Source organism: Sneathiella sp., assembly GCF_036960985.1.
GTDB lineage: Bacteria > Pseudomonadota > Alphaproteobacteria > Sneathiellales > Sneathiellaceae > Sneathiella.
The window spans coordinates 1-19,195 of record NZ_JBALWD010000022.1 but is presented as its reverse complement, the minus strand read 5'-3'; the positions used below and the strand labels follow the sequence as shown (position 1 = coordinate 19,195).

Sequence of the window (19,195 nt, the reverse complement as noted above, 5' to 3'; positions counted from 1 at the left end):
GTTACCAGACACCAAAATAAATCCCGCGCTCTTTGGCGTTATCCGTTCTATTTTCGATTTCCTCATGGGTAATCGTTGTCCGGTTGCGGCGCTCCCGTAGCCATTTAGTGAGAAGTTCTGACATTTCTCGCCTAGTTTCCTGATATGACGTATTTTCTCCGAGATCGGAAAGTTCATGAGGGTCTTCTTTTAAATCAAATAGTTGCGGTCTGAAGTGATCATGAGATATGAATTTCCAACGATCCGTGCGTACCATATACGCGCGTGTTTGATCGGGCGCGAGATCAAGAGCCAATCGTGCCCCGCGCCAAGCATAATCGGCCTCGCTAAATACGGCGTCCCGCCAATCAGTTAATTCAGTGTTATTTAGAAGCGGGGCAAGGGAACGACCTTCAAGAACATGAGATTGATCTTCCCCACCAAGTGCCTCGATAAATGTTGGAATAAGATCAATGGCTTCAACCATTGACGTGATGTGCTGGCCACGGGTGGCAGCGGCTTGTTCATCCGGTGTGTAAAGGATCATCGGAATGGCCAGACTTTCCTCATGAAACATTTCCTTCTCACCAAGCCAGTGATCCCCCAGATAATCCCCATGATCGCTGGTAAGCACGATCAGTGTATCGTCCAGTCTCCCTTGTTGCTTAAGAAAGGCTACAAGGCGTCCGATATGGTCATCGATTTCACTTATCAATCCCATATAAGTGGGAATAACATGCTGTCGTTTGGCTTCATCAGAAAAATTCTGACTTTCTTCATGCCCCATGAAAGCACCAATCACCGGGTGCGGTGCTAGTTTTTCAGCCTCGGTTCTGTTCGCGGGAAGAATGTCGTTGCTGTTATACATATTATGATACGGCGCCGGAACGATATACGGCCAATGAGGCTTGATATAGCTCAAATGCAGGCACCAAGGCGTATCCCCCAGTCCAGAAATTTTGGCCATCGCCAGATCTGTCATATAAGCGGTTTCGGAATGCGCTTTATCGACACGGGCTGGAAGATGAGCATTGCGAAGAAGCCATCCGCTGGCGACATTGCCGTCCTCATCAATACCGGAATTGGCGAAACTGTGCCACGGGTTGTCACCGTCGTAGCCTTGCGCGCGAAGATATTGATTATACGGCAAATTTGGATCAGTGCCGGAATCCGGATGCAGGCCGTCATCGCGCTCCCAGGGCTCAAAGCCACATTGGCTGGCGAGAATACCGTCGTCACTTTGTGGATCGACACCTAACCGCTTCATACCTTGTCGATCCGCCGTCATATGGGTTTTTCCAATTAGCCCCGTGGAGACGCCCAGGTTGCGCATATAATCCCCCAGGGTCTGCTCACCGACATTCAACGGAACGCCGTTGTAAGTCGATCCATGAGAGTGCATATAGCGGCCTGTATAAAATGACATGCGAGAAGGCCCGCAAACCGGTGCCTGGCAAAAGGCGCGATCAAAGATAACGCCTTTTCCGGCCAGAGCGTCAATATGGGGTGTTTTTATGCTTGGATGTCCAGTGCATCCGAGATAATCGGCCCGCAATTGGTCACACATAATGAAGAGGATATTTCGCGGTTTACCCATATTGTCATCCTACTGAAAGCAGCTGTTAAACAGAAGGATCGCAGATTTATCAGTTAGTTGCCACAAGATTTCCCGGAATGATCAACCCGCGCTCTTCATAATATTGCCGCGCCCCGGGATGCAGAGGCATATTCATTTCCACCAGAGCCGTATCAATGCGAATTAATTTTATCCAGGGCGCCATTGCTTCGGATTTCCCCATGTTTTCCCAGAATGCCTTGGTCATCGCATAAACATGATCCTTGGGGACATCTTTATGGGTGGCAATCCCGGCCCAGGATCCGATTGATTGCACCGGATCCTTATTAAGAACATTCTTTCCGTAGACGCTGGTATCAATTGCTTCCAAGGTTCGTCCGGGCAAGCGCAGTTGCTCGACTATTCTTTGTGCCTTGTAATCTGCGTCCTGAAGGCCGAAGAATCTAATTTGGTCATTTCGAGCGATGGAATTGATAATTGGGTCCGGTGTGTTGTTCAAGCGGACATAAATATCAAATTCTCGCTTTTCGAACGCTTCCGCGGCTTCTCCCCAGTTTAAATCAACAATCTCAAAATCCTCGTTGGCCGTGAGCCCCGACATGCCTTCTACTAATGCGGTTGCAATTGCTTTAGAACCGCCAGAAGGCGGTCCTGCAAATACTTTCTTCCCCTTGATGTCCTTCATGGAGCGAATGCCGGAATCGAGATAGGCAAAGATGCTATAGACCCCGATGGGAAAATTTAACACGCTGCGCAAGTTTTCTGCGAGCAGTGAAGCATCATCTACGTTCTGATACATGTTCATGCTTTCCCGCATGAAATGATGAATGGTTGCTGAGGACAAGAAAAAATCTGTCGTGCCCCGTGCGGCATCCAACGCATGGCGTGTTGCGACACCTCCTGAAGTGACGTCGATCAGGGTATCAGGGACATATTGATTGGTAATATCAGCAAAGCTTGACATGACCGAATTTGAGGGAGTCCCGGGCGCCAGCACGGACATTCTATACGTATTTTCAGCTGCCGTTACTGGTCCAATTGCAGCCAAAAAGACGGCGAGGGCGGTACAAGTTACTAAATTTGCCCAACTTTTCATTTTGTTCTCCCTTAGTGCGCGGGGATAGCCATAGGTATCCAAATTTAAGTTGGCATGGAAATGTGCCGAAATTGGGGCCAAAAATTCTATTTTTTGTGGATATCCAAATACATAAAGACCAATTTCCACATAACGGGTTACGCCAAGATAGGCGCATCCAGGCGATCGGTGTAAAAGGCGATGTATTTTTTGATTTCCAGCATTTCTTCAAAGGGATCCTCATAGGACCATGCAATGTTCTTTTCGTCGCCAAAACTCAAGTAGCTGGCGGTTCCTTTGAACGGACAAAAAGTTTCCTTTTCGGTTTGTGAAACAGTGTCGAGCTTGACGTCATTTAGTGGAAAGTAGACCACGGGCGTATGGTTGGATTCTTTTAAAATGACGGCGCGTTTGCTTCTTGCAATAACCTGTCCTTGCAAAGTCGCAACGAGTTCCTGATCTGCGTTTTCAAAAGTAATGACATAATCGGGGGTTTTGGCAAACCCTGGGGCTGCGTTGGTGGTGCTGTTAAGATCCATTAGTCTTCCCTCCTGTTACGGCAATTCTCTTGAAATCAGTATGGCCTGTGCTATTCATATTACAAGAGTAGATTTTAAGCTGCAAATCAACTGTCGATAAAAAATAAGAAGAACCTTCACATGAAACTATTTACCGCCGCCCTTGGAACTGAAACCCACACATTTGCCCCGTTGCCTACAGACACCGCTGCTTTCGAAGAATGTTATCTGGTCCGCAATGGGGATCATCCTGACGATATCCATATGATTGGCGTTCCTTTGGTGATTTGGCGAGATCATGCGAAAGCCCGAAGATGGGAAGTTGCGGAAAGTCTATGCACGTTTGCCACTCCTTCTGGAATTACAGTTCAAAAGACATTCGAGACGTTCCGCGATGAAATCCTGACAGATTTGAAAGCGGCACTCCCCGTTCACGGGGTCATGTTGTCCTTGCATGGCGCCATGGTAGCCCATGGGTATGATGATTGCGAAGGCGATTTAGTTCATGGCGTGCGGGAATTAGTCGGGCCCGATGTTCCCATCGCTGTAGAGCTGGATTTGCATTGCCATTTAAGTCGCCAGTTTATTGACGATGTGACAGCCGTGGTTATCTATAAGGAATATCCGCATATTGATGCCGCGCCGCGAGCAGAAGAATTGTGGAACATCATGGAGGCAACGCTGGATGAGAAAGTGACTCCAATTATCACTATGTTCGATTGCCGGATGATCGGTGTCTACCATACAACACGCGAGCCCATGATTAGTTATGTCAAGAAAATGCAGGAGATGGAGGGACGAGAGGGGGTTCTATCCGTTTCACTGGCTCATGGATTTCCCTGGGGAGATATTCCGGAAGAAGGCACGCGTTTGATGGTTGTCACTGACGCAGATGCGGATCTTGGCCGAAAAGTTGCGGAAGATCTGGGTCGGGAATTCTGGGCGCTGCGAGACGTCGTGACACCTGTTTTCGATGATTTGGATACGGCAGTGGGAAAATCCTTGAACCATTCCGGCAAACCCATGGTGTTGGCGGATATGGCCGATAACCCGGGCGGCGGCGCCGTCGGAGATTCTACCTTTATCGTCAAGGAACTTCTGGATAAAGGTGAACGAAATTTTGCTGTTGGCTCAATCTGGGACCCGATCGCTGTTGGCATTGCCATCAGTGCCGGAGAAGGAACGGAAATCAACTTGCGGATCGGAGGTAAGATCAGCGCGGAATCTGGAGATCCTTTGGATGTGAAAGCGACTGTGAAAAAAATCGTCCGCAATTGCGTGGTTGATGGGCTGGGCGAGTCCAAACGCAATCTTGGTGATGCGGTTTGTCTGGATGTGGAGGGGGCGGAAATTATTATCCATACGGCTCGCTGTCAGAATTTTAATCCGACTACTTTCACCGCCCTCGGCATTGATTATGCCTCCAAGAAAATTCTGGTGGTCAAATCCATGCAGCATTTCTATGCAGCGTATGAACCGGTCGCGGGAGAGATTATTTATGTGGCGGCCCCGGGCACGCTCGCCTGGGACTTCAGTGTCATGCCTTATGACAACGTCGCACGTCCGGTCTGGCCTGTGGATGAGGATCCGTGGGCAACCAATGAAGAGCGTCCCTGGTAACTAGGGGCGCAAGCCGCGAACCTCACCCATACATAAAACATCTTCATCATAGGCCGGCCGGGCGAAAACCTCATCGACCATGCCGGCGAAAAAGCTCAGGGGCTTGCTCGCATACTCCGGGTCGAAGGAGTTCTGGTCCCATTTTTCGCAGAAATCAACGGACGTCTGATAGTAAGGGCAATCCTTATATTTCTCTCGTTCGTTGGGATTCCAATCATAATGATGGGCGTAATAAACCATCTGAAAGGCGCCGTGGTGCTCGACAGCCCAGGTAATTTCATCGCGGATAAACGGGCGGAGAACCTCCGCCGCAAATCGGTCATGGTTTTGCGGGGCAAGGCCGTCGCCGATATCATGCAGTAAGGTTGCCACAACCCAATCAACGCCTGCGCCATCTTCATAGGCGCGGGTTGCGGATTGCAAGGCGTGTTCAAGACGGGAAATTTTGTAGCCGGGGATGGTTTCATCGCCTTGCGCCGCGAGTTCCCGCAGCAGTCGCCCGGCGGTTCCTTCGAAATGCTCCGTTTCAAATTCACGCAGCAACTGATAGTCGTCACGTGTACCGTCTTTCATCTGGGTAAAGGAAACTGTCTTCATGATAAGGCTCCCGGCTGTCTTTAGTGTGCGGATAATGGGGCGAGTGTGTCGTGGCCTGTCGGTCCCGTCAAGTCGCCTGGCGACAGAAAATTGAGCGGTTCCGCCGTCGTCGGATGGGTAAAGGCCAGCATCTCTGCGTGTAACTGTAGACGCGGTGCCCGGGCAAAGCTATCTGCGGTGCCATAGAGCCGATCCCCGAGTATGGGATGTTCTATGGCCTCGCAATGGACTCGCAACTGATGGGTGCGACCGGTTTCGGGTGTAAGCCTCAGCAATGTTGCGGTATCACGCCGATCCAGAACTTGCCAGCGGGTGAGGGACGGTTTGCCCGCTTTGGGGTCAATTTTTTGCCGGGGTCGATTGGGCCAATCAGCTATCAGGGGAAGATTAATCTCACCGTCATCCGCGCCAACGATGCCCTCGACCCAGGCGATGTAGGTCTTGCGTACTGTTCGGTTTTGAAACTTCTGACTTAGCTGTCGATGACAGAGCGCATTATGTGCCAACACCAAAATACCGGACGTATCCATGTCCAGCCGATGGACCAACAGGGTTTCTGGTTTTTCTTGCTGACACCGGGCGAGAGCACAGTCCTGTTTATCGTCTCCGCGTCCAGGTCCGGATAACAAACCGCTGGGCTTGTCGATGACAGTCAGATCTGCATCCTGGTACAGGTTCGTTATTGGATCGGAAGGGGGGCGATAGATAAACATTGCCCCTCATACCAGAAAACTCTGCCTGATGCCGCCTTAATCTTGCAGGATATCGCGACTGATAATTTGTTTCATGATTTCGCTGGTGCCGCCGGCAATGCGCGCCATCCTATTGTCGGCCCAGGCACGGGCGATGGGATATTCCCACATATAGCCATAGCCGCCGAATAATTGCAGGCAGTCATCCAACACCTGACACATCATTTCTGTTGATTGCATCTTGGCCATGGCGGCATCGACGGCCGTGAGGTCGCCCTTTAAATGCAGTTCTATACATTTGTCCACATAGACCCGCAGCATAACGGCCTGGCTTTTGACTTCCGCCAGTTTGAACTGGGTGTTCTGGAAGTCGGAAATGGATTTACCAAAGGCCTTGCGCTGCTTGGTATAGTCCAAGGTCCAATCAAGGGCGGTCTCGACAATGGTGGCCGACCGCACAGCGATCACTAATCGCTCCTGAGGTAGTTGCTGCATAAGTTGTTTAAAGCCCCGACCTTCGACGCCAAGCAAATTGCTTTTTGGCACCCGAACATCATTAAAAAATAGCTCAGAAGTATCCTGCGCCTTATAACCGATTTTATCCAGATTTCGGCCGCGAGTGAATCCGGCGCGATCTCCTTCGACCAGCACAAGTGAAACGCCTTTTCCGCCGGCGGCGGGATCCGTTTTACAAGCAAGAACCACGAGATCTGCCAATTGACCGTTGCTGATAAAGACCTTTTGGCCATTGATGACATAGTCATCGCCATCGGCGATTGCTGTTGTGCGGATATTCTGTAAATCTGACCCGGCGCCAGGCTCCGACATCGCCACCGCAGTGATCACCGAGCCATTGACCAGACCGGGAAGCCATTTTCGTTTCTGCTCTTCCGTGCCGTAAGCTGTGATGTAGGGGGCAACAATTTCGGAATGAAGATGGAAGGCGGGTCCCGTTGAACCTACGCGGGCCAACTCTTCGGTAAATATTGCGCCAAAAGTGAAGTCGGCGCCCACACCGCCATATTCTTCCGGAACAGAACAGCAAAGAAAGCCGCCTTCGCCGGCCTCTGCCCAGATCTCACGGCTGACTTGCCCGGCTTTTTCCCATTCTGCGTGAAAGGGGGCAATGCGTTCTTCTACAAAGCGGCGAGCTGACGCACGGAAAAGATTATGTTCTTCTGAGAAAAGGCTGCGTTCTATCATATTTCCATCTTGTTTTTATTATTCTAGGGAGCAATTAAACTATAATTCATTTATGATTGAATGTAAATTCAAACCAGAATGTGAAAATGTACTATTGAATTGTAATGACGTAATGCGTCAATAAAATCTGAAACCAACTTAAGGAAAATTCGATTCTTGCGAGTTTCAGATATGTTAGAATGCTCGCAACCCGGTCTCATCATGCTAAATGCGACATTAGTGTTTTATAATAAGAATGTATTCAGGGGCTTTTGCTAACTAGAGAATAAAAAATGTCGCAATATGAACAAAATGGCCCTAGGTTAAATGTGAGACTACGTTCGGGAGAAGAAGCCAAAATATTGGCTCACGTAATTTATATAATAATTATGCAGGTTCTTTAAACAGGGAGAAATCTAGATGACAGTCACGAAAATGGATCATGAGGCGCTAGGCCGCGTGCATCCAAAAATTAAAGATGTAACGGAACAGTTCCGCAACGGTAAAATGGACCGTCGCGAATTTCTGCGCACATCAACCTTACTCGGTCTTTCTGCCGCTGCTGCGTATAGCGTCGTGGGTATGATCGACCCAACGATCGAAGCCGCTGCCGCGACTCCAAAAGCCGGGGGTATTTTGAAATGTTCCATGGTGGTTCAGGAAATGGCAGATCCAGCAACCTATTCATGGGTTGAAAAATCCAATGTTGCTCGTCAGATCTGTGAGTTCATGACAATTACAGGTCCGGACAATGTGACCCGTCCGTATCTTGCGGAAAGCTGGACAGCATCAGATGACCTGAAAACCTGGACATTTAATCTGCGCAAAGGCGTAAAATGGCATAATGGTGATGAATTTAACGCCGATGACGTTGTTTTCAACGTTACGCGTTGGTTTGACCCTGAGGTTGGTTCGTCCAATATCGGTCTTTTTGCCTCCATGGTAACAACAGTTGGTGAAGGCGAGGCGGCCAAGAAGTCCATGACACCGGGCGCCGTTGAAAAAGTTGATAGCCACACTGTGCGCTTCAATCTCAATTCACCGGTTCTTTCCATACCGGAAAATCTCTACAACTATCCGACAATGATCGTTCATCGCGGCTTTAAAGGCGACCTGACCAAAGAGCCAAATGGCACGGGACCGTTCACCTTGAAAGATTTCGCCGTGGGTGAAAAAGCCATCCTGCGTCGGGTTGACCAGCCTTATTGGGGCGGTGAAGTCTACCTTGACGGAATTGATTACTACGATCACGGTGCTGCATCTGCCGCACAGCTGGCCGCTGTTGCCTCTGGCCAGGTTGACATGAACTACGAGTTTGATATTGCCTCCTTGGGTATGGCAGAATCCATCCCCGGCATGACAATATGGAGCGCCCGTACAGCCCAAACCGGTGTGATGCGGTTCCGTACAGATAAGAAGCCATTTGATGACATTAAAGTTCGTCAGGCAATTATGCTGTGCTGCGACAGTAACAAGTATAATGAGTTGGTGTTTGGTGGTCGCGGCGATGTTGGTGAACATCACCATGTCTCCCCTATTCATCCGGAATATTATGCGTTGAACCGCATTGAGCCAGATATTACGAAAGCCAAACTTTTGTTGGCAGAGGCCGGATATACGGATGGTCTTACAATCACCATTGATCTTGGCAACACCAATGGTCCGTGGCAGCAGCAATGTTGTGAAATCCTGAAAGAACAGGTAGCGGCTGCCGGCATCAATCTGGAATTGAACTTGATGCCAGCTTCCAAATATTGGGAAACATGGCAAACGGCACCGTTTGGCTTTACCGCCTGGACCCATCGGCCGCTTGGCACAATGGTTCTGAGCTTGGCCTATCGTGCGGGTGTTCCATGGAACGAGACTGCTTATGACAATAAGGAGTTTGAAGCAGCTCTGGATAAAGCCGAATCCCTTGTGGATGCGGAGGAGCGTAAAGCAGCCATGAAGGCTGTGGAAGAAATTCTGCAACAGGACGCCATTATGGTGCAACCACTATGGACGCCGAAATTCTTCCTGGCCAATAAGAATATACAGGGACTGGCAGCCCATCCGACCCAGTACCATCAGTTCTATAAAGTCTGGATCGATAGTTAAGGACTAAACGAAAACAAGGGCGATTTATTCGCCCTTGTTTTTTTTCGTGCTCTTTAACTTTGCCCCGGGGGGGATCTATCCATGCTGATATTGGCATTCCGTCGATTAATTTCTATGGCTCTGATTATGGCCGTAGTCTCATTTACACTTTTTTCAATTTTTGAAACCGACAAGCTGGCGGTTGCCGGTAAGGTCCTGGGGCCGTATTCCAATACGGAACAGCGCGAAGTATGGCTGGATAAAAACGGATATAATGAGCCGTTTGTCGAGCGATATTTCACCTGGGTTGGCAATGCCATGGTCGGTGATTTTGGTGAATCCATCCAATTCAAGGTCCCTGTGTCGGAGATACTTTGGCCCCGACTGGCTAACACCGGCATTCTCGCCGGACTTTATATGCTCGTCATGATACCGTTATCGCTGACCCTCGGAGTGATAGCCGGTATGAAAGAGGGATCGATACAAGACCGAGTTGTCTCGGTCGGATCGATCCTGACAACGTCCGTGCCGGAATTTGCCTCAGCAACCTTATTTACTGCCGTATTTGTGTTTTCTCTAGGTTGGCTCCCCGGCACGTCGGCTATGACCAACGGCTTTAGTTGGGCGGAAATCTTCCTGCCGGTGCTGGTGCTGGTCATGTATGGCTTTGGCTATACGGCGCGGATGACCCGGGCCTCCATGGCGGAAGTGATGACGTCGCATTATATCCGAACAGCGGTGCTGAAAGGCATCCCCTACCGACGGGTGATTTTGCGCCATGCCCTTCGTAATGCGTTAATCGCGCCGTTCACCGTGATCATCCTGCAGCTCAACTGGCTGCTCTCCGGCGTGATCGTGGTCGAAGTCTTCTTTGCCTATAAAGGGTTTGGCAAGCTATTGCTGGACGGGGCTTTGTTCGGTGACATCTATGTCATTGAAGCCTGTACACTCGTTGCGGTGTTTGTCGCCGTGTTCTCTCAATTCATCTCGGATATCGGCTATACGCTGCTCAATCCGCGGATCCGATTTACTTAAGGGGGATGACATGACTGATACTAACAATACTGTAGCCGCGCCATCCATCTTAAGCAAAATTGCCAAATCTATTGGTTTGTTGAAGGAGAGCCCTATCGCCATTTTCGGCTTGTCGCTGATTATGTTCTGGGTAATTTTGGCCATTCTGGCGCCAATTCTTCCCCTTTACGATCCAAACACCCCGCTGGAGCCGTTCAAGTTTCCGCTCGACGGGTCGGCTAAAAATGACGGGCTCTATTGGCTCGGCACCGATCACAAGGGACGGGATATCCTGTCGCGGGTGATCTTCGGTGCACAGCAGGTGCTGGTCTGGGCAACAATGGCAACCGCCGTTGCCTATATCGTTGGCATGTTCATGGGCGTCGTTGCCGGATATCTCGGCGGCTGGTGGGATGAGGCGATTTCCTTTATCTCCAACGTCCTGTTGTCCTTCCCGGTGATTGTTCTGTACATCATCATCATCACCTATCTGGGTGCCACCGGCTTTAACATCGTTCTGGCGGTGACCTTTGCCTCGGCGCCGGGGATTATGCGTATTGTCCGCGGATTGGTGCTCGATCTTCGAACGCGGGACTATATTTTTGCGGCGCAGACGCGCGGCGAAAGTGCCATGTATATCATGCTCGTGGAATTACTGCCCAATGCCAGGGGGCCGTTGATTGTGGATGCCTGCCTGCGACTTGGCTACACGACCATCACCATCGCCATGCTCGGCTATCTTGGCCTTGGATTGCCGCCACCGGATCCCGATTGGGGTAAGATGATTGCGGAAACCCAGCCGCTGGGCAGTTTCGCCGGTCATATGGCACTTGTTCCGGCGATAGCAATTTCGTCGCTGGTGCTGGGCTTTAACCTGCTGGCCGACGGCCTGCGTGAAATATCAATGAGAGATTAGGAGAGTAGTGATGGAACAGACACCCATTCTGGAATGCCGCAACCTCTGTATCTCTTACGATACGCGGGGTGGTGAAATCCCGGCGGTAATTGATTTTAACTTGAAGGTTATGCCCGGCCAAGGCGTCGGTATTGTGGGCGAAAGCGGCTGTGGTAAATCCACAGTGGCTCTCGCCATCATGCAATATCTCGGCTCCAACGGCTATATCAAGAGCGGCGAAATCTTCTACCATGGCCGTGATATGCGGACCATGTCGGAAGAAGAGCTCCGCAGCCTACGGGGCTCCAAGATCGCCATGATCTATCAGGAGCCTATGGCCTCGCTCAATCCGTCCATGAAAATCGGTGATCAGTTGGCGGAAGTGCCACTGTTCCACGAAGACGTGAGCCGGAAGGAGGCGCTGAAACGGGCGCAGGATCTGCTCGAAGCGGTTAAACTTCCTGATCCACCGCGGATCATGGAAAGTTATCCGCATCAGATCTCTGGTGGTCAGCAACAGCGCGTGGTCATTGCCATGGCCTTGCTCTCGAAACCGGATCTTTTGTTGCTGGATGAGCCAACGACCGCCCTCGATGTGACAGTGGAACGGGGCATTGTCGAACTAGTGAAGGAAATCTCCGCCGAGTTTGGCACGTCCATGATCTATATCTCCCATAACCTGGGACTGATCCTCGACACCTGTGATCGGGTGACGGTGATGTATTCTGGTGAAGCTGTGGAAGATGGCACGGTCAAGGAAGTGTTCGACAAAATGCAGCATCCCTATACGACGGGCTTGTTTGCGTCGATCCCGTTGCCGGGTGCGGATAAGAATGAGCGCCCACTGGTGCCGATCCCGGGACAGTTACCACTCCCGCATCAACGTCCGCAGGGTTGTTTCTTCGGTCCCCGTTGTGCGTTTTTCCGAGATGGCCCCTGCAATGGAGAAAAAGTCTCCATGCGCCAAGTGGAGGGCGAGGACGGGCATACAGTTCGTTGCGCCCGTTTCGAGGATATCGACTGGGCTGAAGGCGATCATGAAGCCGTCACGGTGAAAACCGTGAAGTCGGGCAAAGTGGTCCTCGAAGTCAAGAACATGAAGAAGTATTACGAGATTGCTGATAATTCAATCATGTCGATGATCAAGCGGACACCGCCAAAAACCGTGAAAGCCAACGAGAATATCAACTTCAACGCCCGAGAGGCGGAGACCGTTGCGATCGTTGGCGAAAGCGGTTGCGGCAAGTCGACCTTCGCCAAGGTTTTGATGGGACTGGAAGAGGCAACGGAAGGCTCGGTGGTCCTCAATGGTGAGGATCTTGCGAACCTGCCGGTGCAAAAACGTAAGGCCCGCACCGTCGGGCATCTGCAAATGGTTTTCCAGAATCCGTTTGACACCTTGAACCCGTCGCATTCCGTCGGCAGCCAGATTGCCCGCGTAATCCGTAAGTTTGATGTGGAAAAGGATCCGGAGAAAGTACGCGAGAAAGTCAATGACCTGCTCGATCTGGTCAAGCTTCCGCGTGATTTTGCCCATCGCCGACCGCGTCAGCTGTCTGGTGGCCAGAAACAACGGATCGGGATTGCCCGCGCCTTCGCCGGAAATCCGGCCGTGGTGGTCGCCGATGAACCGGTCTCGGCGCTTGATGTGTCGGTGCAGGCCGCGGTGACCGGGCTGCTCACGGAAATCCAGAATGATCTGCGCTCCACCTTGCTGTTTATCAGCCATGACCTCAGTGTTGTGCGCTACCTGTCTGATCGGGTGGTGGTCATGTATCTGGGGCATATCGTCGAGCAGGGCACGACGGACGAGGTCTTCTCGCCGCCGTATCATCCCTATACCGAAGCGTTGCTGTCCGCGGTTCCCATCGCTGATACCTCGGTCGAGCAAAAGCAGATAATTCTGAAAGGCGACATCCCGTCGGCGGTCAACCCGCCACCTGGCTGTCCGTTCCAGACCCGCTGCCCGCGCAAGATTGGCAGCATCTGTGAGACCGAAGAACCGCCGATCATTGATATGGGCAATGGCCATATGATTGGCTGTCATCTGGACGCCGATGTGTTCGCGGCCATGGAACCGGTCATCGTCATTCATGACAAGGACGAAAAAGCCAGCTAGACGGTTTTGATTTCGACAGAAAACGGCGCTCTTCGGGGCGCCGTTTTTTTTACAATTAAGCAATTGGTTATTCGCGCATTACGGCCTAATCTTGACGGAACAAAGCATTTTCGCACGCGCCGTGAAGCTAAAGGGACTAGAGCCATGAGCAATGATGATCAAGCTGTTCAAACCGCCAACGACAATTTCTATGAGGCGACCAATGACATGTTCAAAGGGGATTTGACTCTGATGAAGCAAGTCTGGTCCCATGACGACGATGTGATCTACATGAGTCCCGACGGCAAATATCTGGAAGGCTGGGATCAGGTACTGGCGGACTGGCGTGCACAAGCCGATTTGATGCTGGGCGGGACATTACGCACCACTCATTCACGGATCACAGTGGGCAATGGTCACGCTTTCACCCATAGCGTTGAAATCGGCGAGAACGTCCTCAACGGTGAAAAGGTTGAAGTCTCCATCCGGGCGACGAAAATATTCCGGAAACAAACGGATGGCTGGAAACTGATTAGTCTGCATACGGACCTTCTGCCGTATCTGGGAACTTAAAACCCGGTCTGTGTAACACTCTTTTCGATAACAGGACGCCCACATGATCACAGACAGATATGAAATTCGCGATGAGCGGTTTGCGCGCAGCATCAAGCTTGATGAACCGATCGAACAGCTCTGGACCGGCGGTCGCTGGACGGAAGGGCCGGTTTATTCCGCCGCTTATCGGTGTTTGCTCTGGAGCGATATTCCCAATGATCGCCGTCTGCGGTGGGATGAGGTCACCGGCGCCGTGGGTGAATTTCAAAGCGGCCTCGGGCGGTATGTCAATGGCACCACGCTGGATCTGGAAGGGCGGATCGTCGCGTGCGAACAAGGCAGCCGGACTGTCACCCGGCGCGAACATGACGGATCCGTTACCACCCTGATCAGCGAGTATCAGGGCAAGCGCTTTAACAGCCCCAATGATGTTGTGGTCAAGTCAGATGGCAGCATTTGGTTCACCGACCCGGCCTATGGCATCGAAACCGATTATGAAGGCTTTGAAGCAGATGCGGAGCAGGACGGCGAGCATGTCTATCGCCTCGAAGTGGATGGCCGCTGTATTCGTGTTGCCGATGACTTCGTCTGTCCCAACGGACTGGCCTTCTCCCTTGATGAGAGCCAACTATATATCGCTGATTCCGGCGGGGGGCGCTATCCCAGCGGTGAACATCATATCCGCGTCTTCGATGTTGGCGCCGGCAGAACCCTGTCGGGCGGAGCGGTTTTTGCTGAATGTGAAAACGGGTTCTTTGACGGCTTCCGGCTGGATAATCAGGGCCGCATCTGGACCAGTGCCCGCGATGGCATTCATTGTTATCATCCGGACGGCACCCTGATCGGTAAGATATTTGTGCCCGAGGAAGTTTCCAATCTCTGCTTTGGCGGGGCCAAGGGCAACCGGATGTTTATCACCGCCTCCACCAGTGTTTATACGGTGCTTCTGGCGTCGTCGGGGGCAATACCGTTTGCCGGAACCCGGGCATAACAAGACTGGACTAGCGTAGTTTGCGAAAAGGGACACCATGACACCATCGAAGAAAGATCAAATCCGGGCCTTGCTGAAAAGCATCGAAACCGGCGATCCCGAACCCATCGCCGTGGTCGATGAGGCGAGATATATCCAGCACAATCCGCAAACACAGGAGGGCAGTGAAGGACTGGTTGCGTTGTTCAGGCGGCTCTCGAAAACCTCGCCGCGGGTGAATATAGTGCGGGCGTTCGAGGATGGTGATTTCGTCTTCGCCCATACGGAATATGATTTTGCCAGCCGAAAAATCGGCTTTGAAATCTTCCGCTTTGACGGCAGCCGAGCAGTTGAGCATTGGGATAATATACAGGAGCGTCTGGGCCCCAATCCCTTTGGCCATAGCATGGTCGACGGACCGACGGAGGCCACCGATCTCGATCTGACGGAAGTCAATCGCGCCTTGGTTCTAGATTTCGTTGAAACGGTGCTTATCGACGGGCAGATCAATCGTTTGACCGACTTTATGACCGATGACAGCTTTACCGATCATAACCCGCGGCAAGGCGATGGCGCAGCGCTTTTGCGATCCGCCCTGCAGGCCGAGCATGACGGGGGCCGGCGCCTTGATTATCACCGAATTCATCGGGTGCTGGCGGAGGGGAATTTTGTGCTCTGTGTCAGTGAAGGGCGCAACGCTGGCCGTCCGTCGGCGTTTTATGATCTGTTTCGTCTGGCGAACGGCAAACTTGTCGAGCATTGGGATACGACCGAAAAGATCGCGCCGGTCAATGAGTGGAAAAACGACAATGGCAAATTCTGAACCGTAGCGCCGCAAAAATATAGTACGAAGCTTGGACTGTTTCGCCTATTTTGCTAATATAGAAAAATATGTAGCGCGTATCGGGGAACATGATGACGGAGACAACAGTAAACGCGGCCTTTACCGGCTCCATTCCAGAAAATTACGATACGTATCTTGGGCCTTTGTTGTTTGAATTTTCAGGGGCCGATATGGCGCGTCAGGTCAGCGCCGCCCTTGATGGTCCGGCAAAAGTACTGGAGGTGGCCTGCGGTACCGGCATCTCGACCCGGCATCTGGCAAATGCGCTCGATCCCGGATCCGAACTCATTGCCACCGATCTGAATACGGCCATGCTCGATCATGCGGCGCGGGTTAATGGGGACCTTCCGGGCGTCACCTATTCACAGGCCGACGCCCTCGACCTGCCGTTTGACGATGCCAGTTTCGCGGCCGCCGTCTGCCCGTTCGGTATCATGTTCTTTCCCGACAAGGCGCAAAGCATGCGCGAAATGACCCGCGTCCTGAAGCCCGGCGGCGTGTTGTTTCTCAATGTCTGGGACGGCTTTGCCCATAACAAGGCTGTTGGTGTTGTTGACGGCGTAATCAAGCAGTTTTTCAAGACCGATCCGCCGCACTTTCTCGAAGCGCCGTTCGGGTCTGTCACGGCGGAGCAGGGACGACAGCTGTTCATCGAGGCGGGCTATACCTCAATCGATATCACAAAGATATATGACGCCTCTGAGATGACCGATTATAGCGCCCCGGCCCGCGGCTTTATTACTGGAAACCCGACCCTTGTTGAAGTCGAGCAACGGGCGACCATTGGCATTGATGAGCTTATTGCCGCCGCCGAAATCGCCCTCGCAGAAGAATTCGGCCCCCCGCCCGCAACCTTGTCCTTTCAAGGCACCACCTTCTTGGCCCGAAAATCATTGGGGTAGGTATAATGGGTAATCCTGTGACCTAAGTGGTGTATTTCTCGTAGGCGGCTTGGAGAGCTTCCTGAAGGTCAGGGATGTGGTTTATATGGCCTGTTCCATTTCGCCCATATCGATGTCATCCTGCAAGCGACTGACTTCCCCTTGCAGCTCCAGTATCAAAGCGGAGCTTTGCTGATGCAACGACAATAATTTGTCCATTTTGGTCGCCAGGTTAAGGGTTTCAACAGGGTTTCCGGCAATGGAGTCCGACGCGGAATCCTCTCCAGTCATCAGCCACATGACGGGAACCCCCAGCAATCCGGCAATGGTGACAAACTTGTTTCCGCGGGGTTCGGAACGGTCGGTTTCCCAGTTTTTGAGGGTTTTGGCCATGACACCCAGACGGGTTGCCAACTGCGCCTGCGAAAACCCTCGCGCCGTGCGGGCCATAGTAATCCGTCCGCCCATGGTCGGGTCTGAAATGTTATTCTCAGGTGTGTGGATTGGGGTCGTCTTTTTTATAACGTCAAGATTAGGCAAAGCAAATTCTCCAGAATTCCGGCACATAAAAGCCGACATCCGGCGCCAGGGAATTTACATCACCGGGACGCGTTGAATTGGCCTGCATATTGATTGTAGTTAACTGATGAGGGTTAGTTTTTATATCTCTAATCTTTCCCTGTCAATCTTTAGAGGGTTAAGCGTTGATGTATGTGACTAGATTATGCCCGCGCAATAGCAGGACATACACCGGTCCGCATTTCATATTTCCCTGACCGGGAATTAGAAATACAAAAACCACAAATAACCGTAATGGGCGGATTTAAGGCCCGTGTGCACAACATCAAAGGTCTCGACCTTCACGGGTAGCAGACAAATTCCTCAACGTGCCGAGAGTGCCGGGAAAGCGGTGCTAATGGTTTCGGGCATAGCCGCTTTTGTTATGTTCCTGCATGGGGTCTGCTTCCAGACTTGCGCGCACGGATGCGGGAATGGCCACCGTTTTACGTTCGATCGTTGAAAAGAACACATTGACGCTTTCAGATGTCGCCACGCAGTCCTCCCCGACAAAACATCCATATCCCGTAGTTATGGATTTCGTGCCCAGTTTGCTGACCCGTGTCCCAACATCAACGATATTGGGATAATAGGTTTCCTTGACGAAATCAATCACCACACGGGCAAGAATAAAATCCATCCCGGCTTTCTCATCGGGGTTTAACAATCCGCCCAGAAACATGGTGCGCGCCGCCTCAACATACGCCGCATAGGCGACATTATTGACATGCTGTAACGGGTCTTGATCGGAGAAACGAACCGTGACGGGTGTCCAGTGCCGGAAACTGGCCTTGTTCGTTAAATCAACTTCATCACTCATCATATAACCTATTGAAAATAAACTTGTTTACTAGAAGGGCCGCGGGCGGACAAACCCTGGAAAACGCCGGGGTCATCGCCCTCAATATAGCGGGTTTTACGCGCTTTAACCAATAGAAAAAGACCAATCATCCCGCATCAGAACGCGACTTTCGCAAGGATCTCGACGAACCCGCCCGGATTATCGAACATCTGGCCATGCCCGGCCTTCGCGACAATTTCTGTGTTGACCCCATGGGCCTGAAGATCCGCGGGGAGTGGTGTATCCGCGCCGACCTCATCGGCGGATGAGGGCACGCTTCGCTCGCCATAGATAAAAGTGCGCGGGATAGACAGCGCGAAAAACCGCTCCAGCAAGCTATCTTCCACCGCGGCAAGGGCGCGGGCGTTTCGATAGAGCCCGGTGGGGCTTGCATGCTTCCACACCGTGTTACGGCGCAACCCAATCATCTCACCATTCTTCGCCTTCTCGAACAGATCAGCTTGCATTTTCGGGTACTCCCGGCTGATAAATTCGTTCTCGTCAGAGGCGACGATCTGGCTCACCAATCCACCCCCGCCGGAGGTGACATTGCCCTCGCCAATAATCAAATTACCGACCAGATCCGGGCGGGTCAGCGCGAGTTCGAGGGCGACCGTTCCCCCCATGCTATGTCCGACAACGGTGGCATCGCGGCACTTGGCCTCGTCCAAAATAGCCGCGACACAGCGGGCATGGTTGGCAATGGAATAATCGAAATCCCGCGGATGATCGCTGAAACCGGAGCCCAGATAATCAACAAGGATCGCGCGGTGAGGGGGCATGTCCGGATGGGTGACCACCCCGAAAAAAGACGCCGAGACAGAAAAGCTTATGGCCGGAAGATAAACGATCGTCGGACCGTCGGCCCGGCCGTCCTTCTGCGTCTCGAAATATCGAATAAACGCATCCCATTCTTGCAAGTAAAGGCTTTTCATGGCGACATCCTCCGGTTTTACCCAAGATGCCCCGAAACCGGCGGGGGATCAAGACGGTTGCATCAACCATCAGGGAAACCCTCCGTGAAAAACAATTTTTTTATGCTTTATCGTTAAGCTTTAAGAACATTTTCCTTACAACTTCCTCGATAAATTCTTTGCTGGAGCCAGCTGCTTCAAAATCAGTTTCATACATTACCTCGAAGAACACTTCATCTACTCTAGGGAGGCTTTTTGCAGGGCCCTCAAAATACGGCACCCCGAGCCCTTTCGAACTGAACAATGTTGG

At 51.7% G+C, this 19,195-nt stretch carries 19 protein-coding genes; 9 read left to right on the top strand and 10 right to left on the bottom strand.

Features of this window, described 5'->3' with window-relative positions; translation table 11 throughout:
- Window position 1: 1 nt before the first annotated feature.
- The 3 genes from V7723_RS12995 to V7723_RS12985 form a co-directional block, all read right to left on the bottom strand.
- Window positions 2–1,576 carry an alkaline phosphatase family protein gene (locus V7723_RS12995; protein WP_335684910.1) on the bottom strand — a complete coding sequence of 525 codons (1,575 nt, stop codon included), beginning with the start codon at window positions 1,574–1,576 and terminating at the stop codon, window positions 2–4.
- 49 nt (window positions 1,577–1,625) lie between these two features.
- Window positions 1,626–2,651, bottom strand: coding sequence for a TAXI family TRAP transporter solute-binding subunit (locus V7723_RS12990; protein WP_335684909.1), 1,026 nt, complete (start codon window positions 2,649–2,651; stop codon window positions 1,626–1,628).
- Window positions 2,652–2,788: 137 nt separating this feature from the next.
- A complete protein-coding gene (locus V7723_RS12985; protein ID WP_335684908.1) occupies window positions 2,789–3,169 on the bottom strand; it encodes a DUF427 domain-containing protein in 381 nt (126 codons plus the stop codon).
- Window positions 3,170–3,289: 120 nt separating this feature from the next.
- Here V7723_RS12985 and V7723_RS12980 point away from each other — a divergent pair, with 120 nt between their 5' ends.
- Complete coding sequence (locus V7723_RS12980; protein ID WP_335684907.1) at window positions 3,290–4,768, top strand: M81 family metallopeptidase; 1,479 nt, start codon at window positions 3,290–3,292, stop codon at window positions 4,766–4,768.
- Here the strand turns inward: V7723_RS12980 and V7723_RS12975 are convergent, their stop codons facing one another.
- The 3 genes from V7723_RS12975 to V7723_RS12965 are packed head-to-tail and all read right to left on the bottom strand — an operon-like array spanning window position 4,769 to window position 7,260.
- Window positions 4,769–5,365 carry an HD domain-containing protein gene (locus V7723_RS12975; protein WP_335684906.1) on the bottom strand — a complete coding sequence of 199 codons (597 nt, stop codon included), beginning with the start codon at window positions 5,363–5,365 and terminating at the stop codon, window positions 4,769–4,771.
- Window positions 5,366–5,385: 20 nt separating this feature from the next.
- Complete coding sequence (locus V7723_RS12970) at window positions 5,386–6,078, bottom strand: RluA family pseudouridine synthase (protein ID WP_335684905.1); 693 nt, start codon at window positions 6,076–6,078, stop codon at window positions 5,386–5,388.
- Window positions 6,079–6,114: 36 nt separating this feature from the next.
- Entirely contained in the window at window positions 6,115–7,260 is a 1,146-nt protein-coding gene (locus V7723_RS12965) for an acyl-CoA dehydrogenase family protein (protein WP_335684904.1), read from the bottom strand.
- A gap of 399 nt (window positions 7,261–7,659) precedes the next feature.
- On the opposite strand from V7723_RS12965, the gene V7723_RS12960 reads away from it, so the two are divergent.
- The 8 genes from V7723_RS12960 to V7723_RS12925 all read left to right on the top strand — a co-directional run bounded on the left by V7723_RS12960 (window position 7,660) and on the right by V7723_RS12925 (window position 16,593).
- Window positions 7,660–9,336 (top strand): ABC transporter substrate-binding protein, encoded by a 1,677-nt coding sequence (locus V7723_RS12960; RefSeq protein ID WP_335684903.1) that lies wholly within the window; start codon window positions 7,660–7,662, stop codon window positions 9,334–9,336.
- An 81-nt stretch (window positions 9,337–9,417) separates the two neighbouring features.
- Window positions 9,418–10,350 carry an ABC transporter permease gene (locus V7723_RS12955; protein WP_335684902.1) on the top strand — a complete coding sequence of 311 codons (933 nt, stop codon included), beginning with the start codon at window positions 9,418–9,420 and terminating at the stop codon, window positions 10,348–10,350.
- Window positions 10,351–10,360: 10 nt separating this feature from the next.
- On the top strand, window positions 10,361–11,245 hold the full coding sequence (locus tag V7723_RS12950) for an ABC transporter permease (protein WP_335684901.1): 885 nt from the start codon (window positions 10,361–10,363) through the stop codon (window positions 11,243–11,245).
- Window positions 11,246–11,255: 10 nt separating this feature from the next.
- Window positions 11,256–13,343 (top strand): ABC transporter ATP-binding protein, encoded by a 2,088-nt coding sequence (locus V7723_RS12945; protein WP_335684900.1) that lies wholly within the window; start codon window positions 11,256–11,258, stop codon window positions 13,341–13,343.
- Window positions 13,344–13,487: 144 nt separating this feature from the next.
- Window positions 13,488–13,895: a YybH family protein gene (locus V7723_RS12940; RefSeq protein WP_335684899.1), complete on the top strand. Its 408-nt coding sequence runs from the start codon at window positions 13,488–13,490 to the stop codon at window positions 13,893–13,895.
- Between the two features lie 43 nt (window positions 13,896–13,938).
- Window positions 13,939–14,868 carry an SMP-30/gluconolactonase/LRE family protein gene (locus V7723_RS12935; protein WP_335684898.1) on the top strand — a complete coding sequence of 310 codons (930 nt, stop codon included), beginning with the start codon at window positions 13,939–13,941 and terminating at the stop codon, window positions 14,866–14,868.
- Window positions 14,869–14,905: 37 nt separating this feature from the next.
- The gene (locus tag V7723_RS12930) at window positions 14,906–15,670 is read left to right on the top strand and encodes a nuclear transport factor 2 family protein (protein ID WP_335684897.1); all 765 of its coding nucleotides are present in this window, start codon (window positions 14,906–14,908) and stop codon (window positions 15,668–15,670) included.
- A gap of 92 nt (window positions 15,671–15,762) precedes the next feature.
- A complete protein-coding gene (locus tag V7723_RS12925) occupies window positions 15,763–16,593 on the top strand; it encodes a class I SAM-dependent methyltransferase (protein ID WP_335684896.1) in 831 nt (276 codons plus the stop codon).
- Between the two features lie 81 nt (window positions 16,594–16,674).
- Here V7723_RS12925 and V7723_RS12920 read toward each other — a convergent pair whose 3' ends face one another.
- The 4 genes from V7723_RS12920 to V7723_RS12905 all read right to left on the bottom strand — a co-directional run.
- The gene (locus tag V7723_RS12920) at window positions 16,675–17,112 is read right to left on the bottom strand and encodes a helix-turn-helix domain-containing protein (RefSeq protein ID WP_335684895.1); all 438 of its coding nucleotides are present in this window, start codon (window positions 17,110–17,112) and stop codon (window positions 16,675–16,677) included.
- 373 nt (window positions 17,113–17,485) lie between these two features.
- Window positions 17,486–17,950, bottom strand: coding sequence for an acyl-CoA thioesterase (locus tag V7723_RS12915; RefSeq protein WP_335684894.1), 465 nt, complete (start codon window positions 17,948–17,950; stop codon window positions 17,486–17,488).
- A gap of 137 nt (window positions 17,951–18,087) precedes the next feature.
- Window positions 18,088–18,906 carry an alpha/beta fold hydrolase gene (locus V7723_RS12910; protein ID WP_335684893.1) on the bottom strand — a complete coding sequence of 273 codons (819 nt, stop codon included), beginning with the start codon at window positions 18,904–18,906 and terminating at the stop codon, window positions 18,088–18,090.
- Window positions 18,907–19,006: 100 nt separating this feature from the next.
- The coding region (locus V7723_RS12905; RefSeq protein WP_335684892.1) for a hypothetical protein at window positions 19,007–19,195 on the bottom strand (189 nt) is incomplete at its 5' end.

Coding starts and splice junctions, on each gene's coding strand:
- V7723_RS12995 (WP_335684910.1), bottom strand. CDS start 1,576: ATGGGTAAACCGCGAAATATCCTCTTCATTATGTGTGACCAATTGCGG.
- V7723_RS12990 (WP_335684909.1), bottom strand. CDS start 2,651: ATGAAAAGTTGGGCAAATTTAGTAACTTGTACCGCCCTCGCCGTCTTT.
- V7723_RS12985 (WP_335684908.1), bottom strand. CDS start 3,169: ATGGATCTTAACAGCACCACCAACGCAGCCCCAGGGTTTGCCAAAACC.
- V7723_RS12980 (WP_335684907.1), top strand. CDS start 3,290: ATGAAACTATTTACCGCCGCCCTTGGAACTGAAACCCACACATTTGCC.
- V7723_RS12975 (WP_335684906.1), bottom strand. CDS start 5,365: ATGAAGACAGTTTCCTTTACCCAGATGAAAGACGGTACACGTGACGAC.
- V7723_RS12970 (WP_335684905.1), bottom strand. CDS start 6,078: ATGTTTATCTATCGCCCCCCTTCCGATCCAATAACGAACCTGTACCAG.
- V7723_RS12965 (WP_335684904.1), bottom strand. CDS start 7,260: ATGATAGAACGCAGCCTTTTCTCAGAAGAACATAATCTTTTCCGTGCG.
- V7723_RS12960 (WP_335684903.1), top strand. CDS start 7,660: ATGACAGTCACGAAAATGGATCATGAGGCGCTAGGCCGCGTGCATCCA.
- V7723_RS12955 (WP_335684902.1), top strand. CDS start 9,418: ATGCTGATATTGGCATTCCGTCGATTAATTTCTATGGCTCTGATTATG.
- V7723_RS12950 (WP_335684901.1), top strand. CDS start 10,361: ATGACTGATACTAACAATACTGTAGCCGCGCCATCCATCTTAAGCAAA.
- V7723_RS12945 (WP_335684900.1), top strand. CDS start 11,256: ATGGAACAGACACCCATTCTGGAATGCCGCAACCTCTGTATCTCTTAC.
- V7723_RS12940 (WP_335684899.1), top strand. CDS start 13,488: ATGAGCAATGATGATCAAGCTGTTCAAACCGCCAACGACAATTTCTAT.
- V7723_RS12935 (WP_335684898.1), top strand. CDS start 13,939: ATGATCACAGACAGATATGAAATTCGCGATGAGCGGTTTGCGCGCAGC.
- V7723_RS12930 (WP_335684897.1), top strand. CDS start 14,906: ATGACACCATCGAAGAAAGATCAAATCCGGGCCTTGCTGAAAAGCATC.
- V7723_RS12925 (WP_335684896.1), top strand. CDS start 15,763: ATGACGGAGACAACAGTAAACGCGGCCTTTACCGGCTCCATTCCAGAA.
- V7723_RS12915 (WP_335684894.1), bottom strand. CDS start 17,950: ATGAGTGATGAAGTTGATTTAACGAACAAGGCCAGTTTCCGGCACTGG.
- V7723_RS12910 (WP_335684893.1), bottom strand. CDS start 18,906: ATGAAAAGCCTTTACTTGCAAGAATGGGATGCGTTTATTCGATATTTC.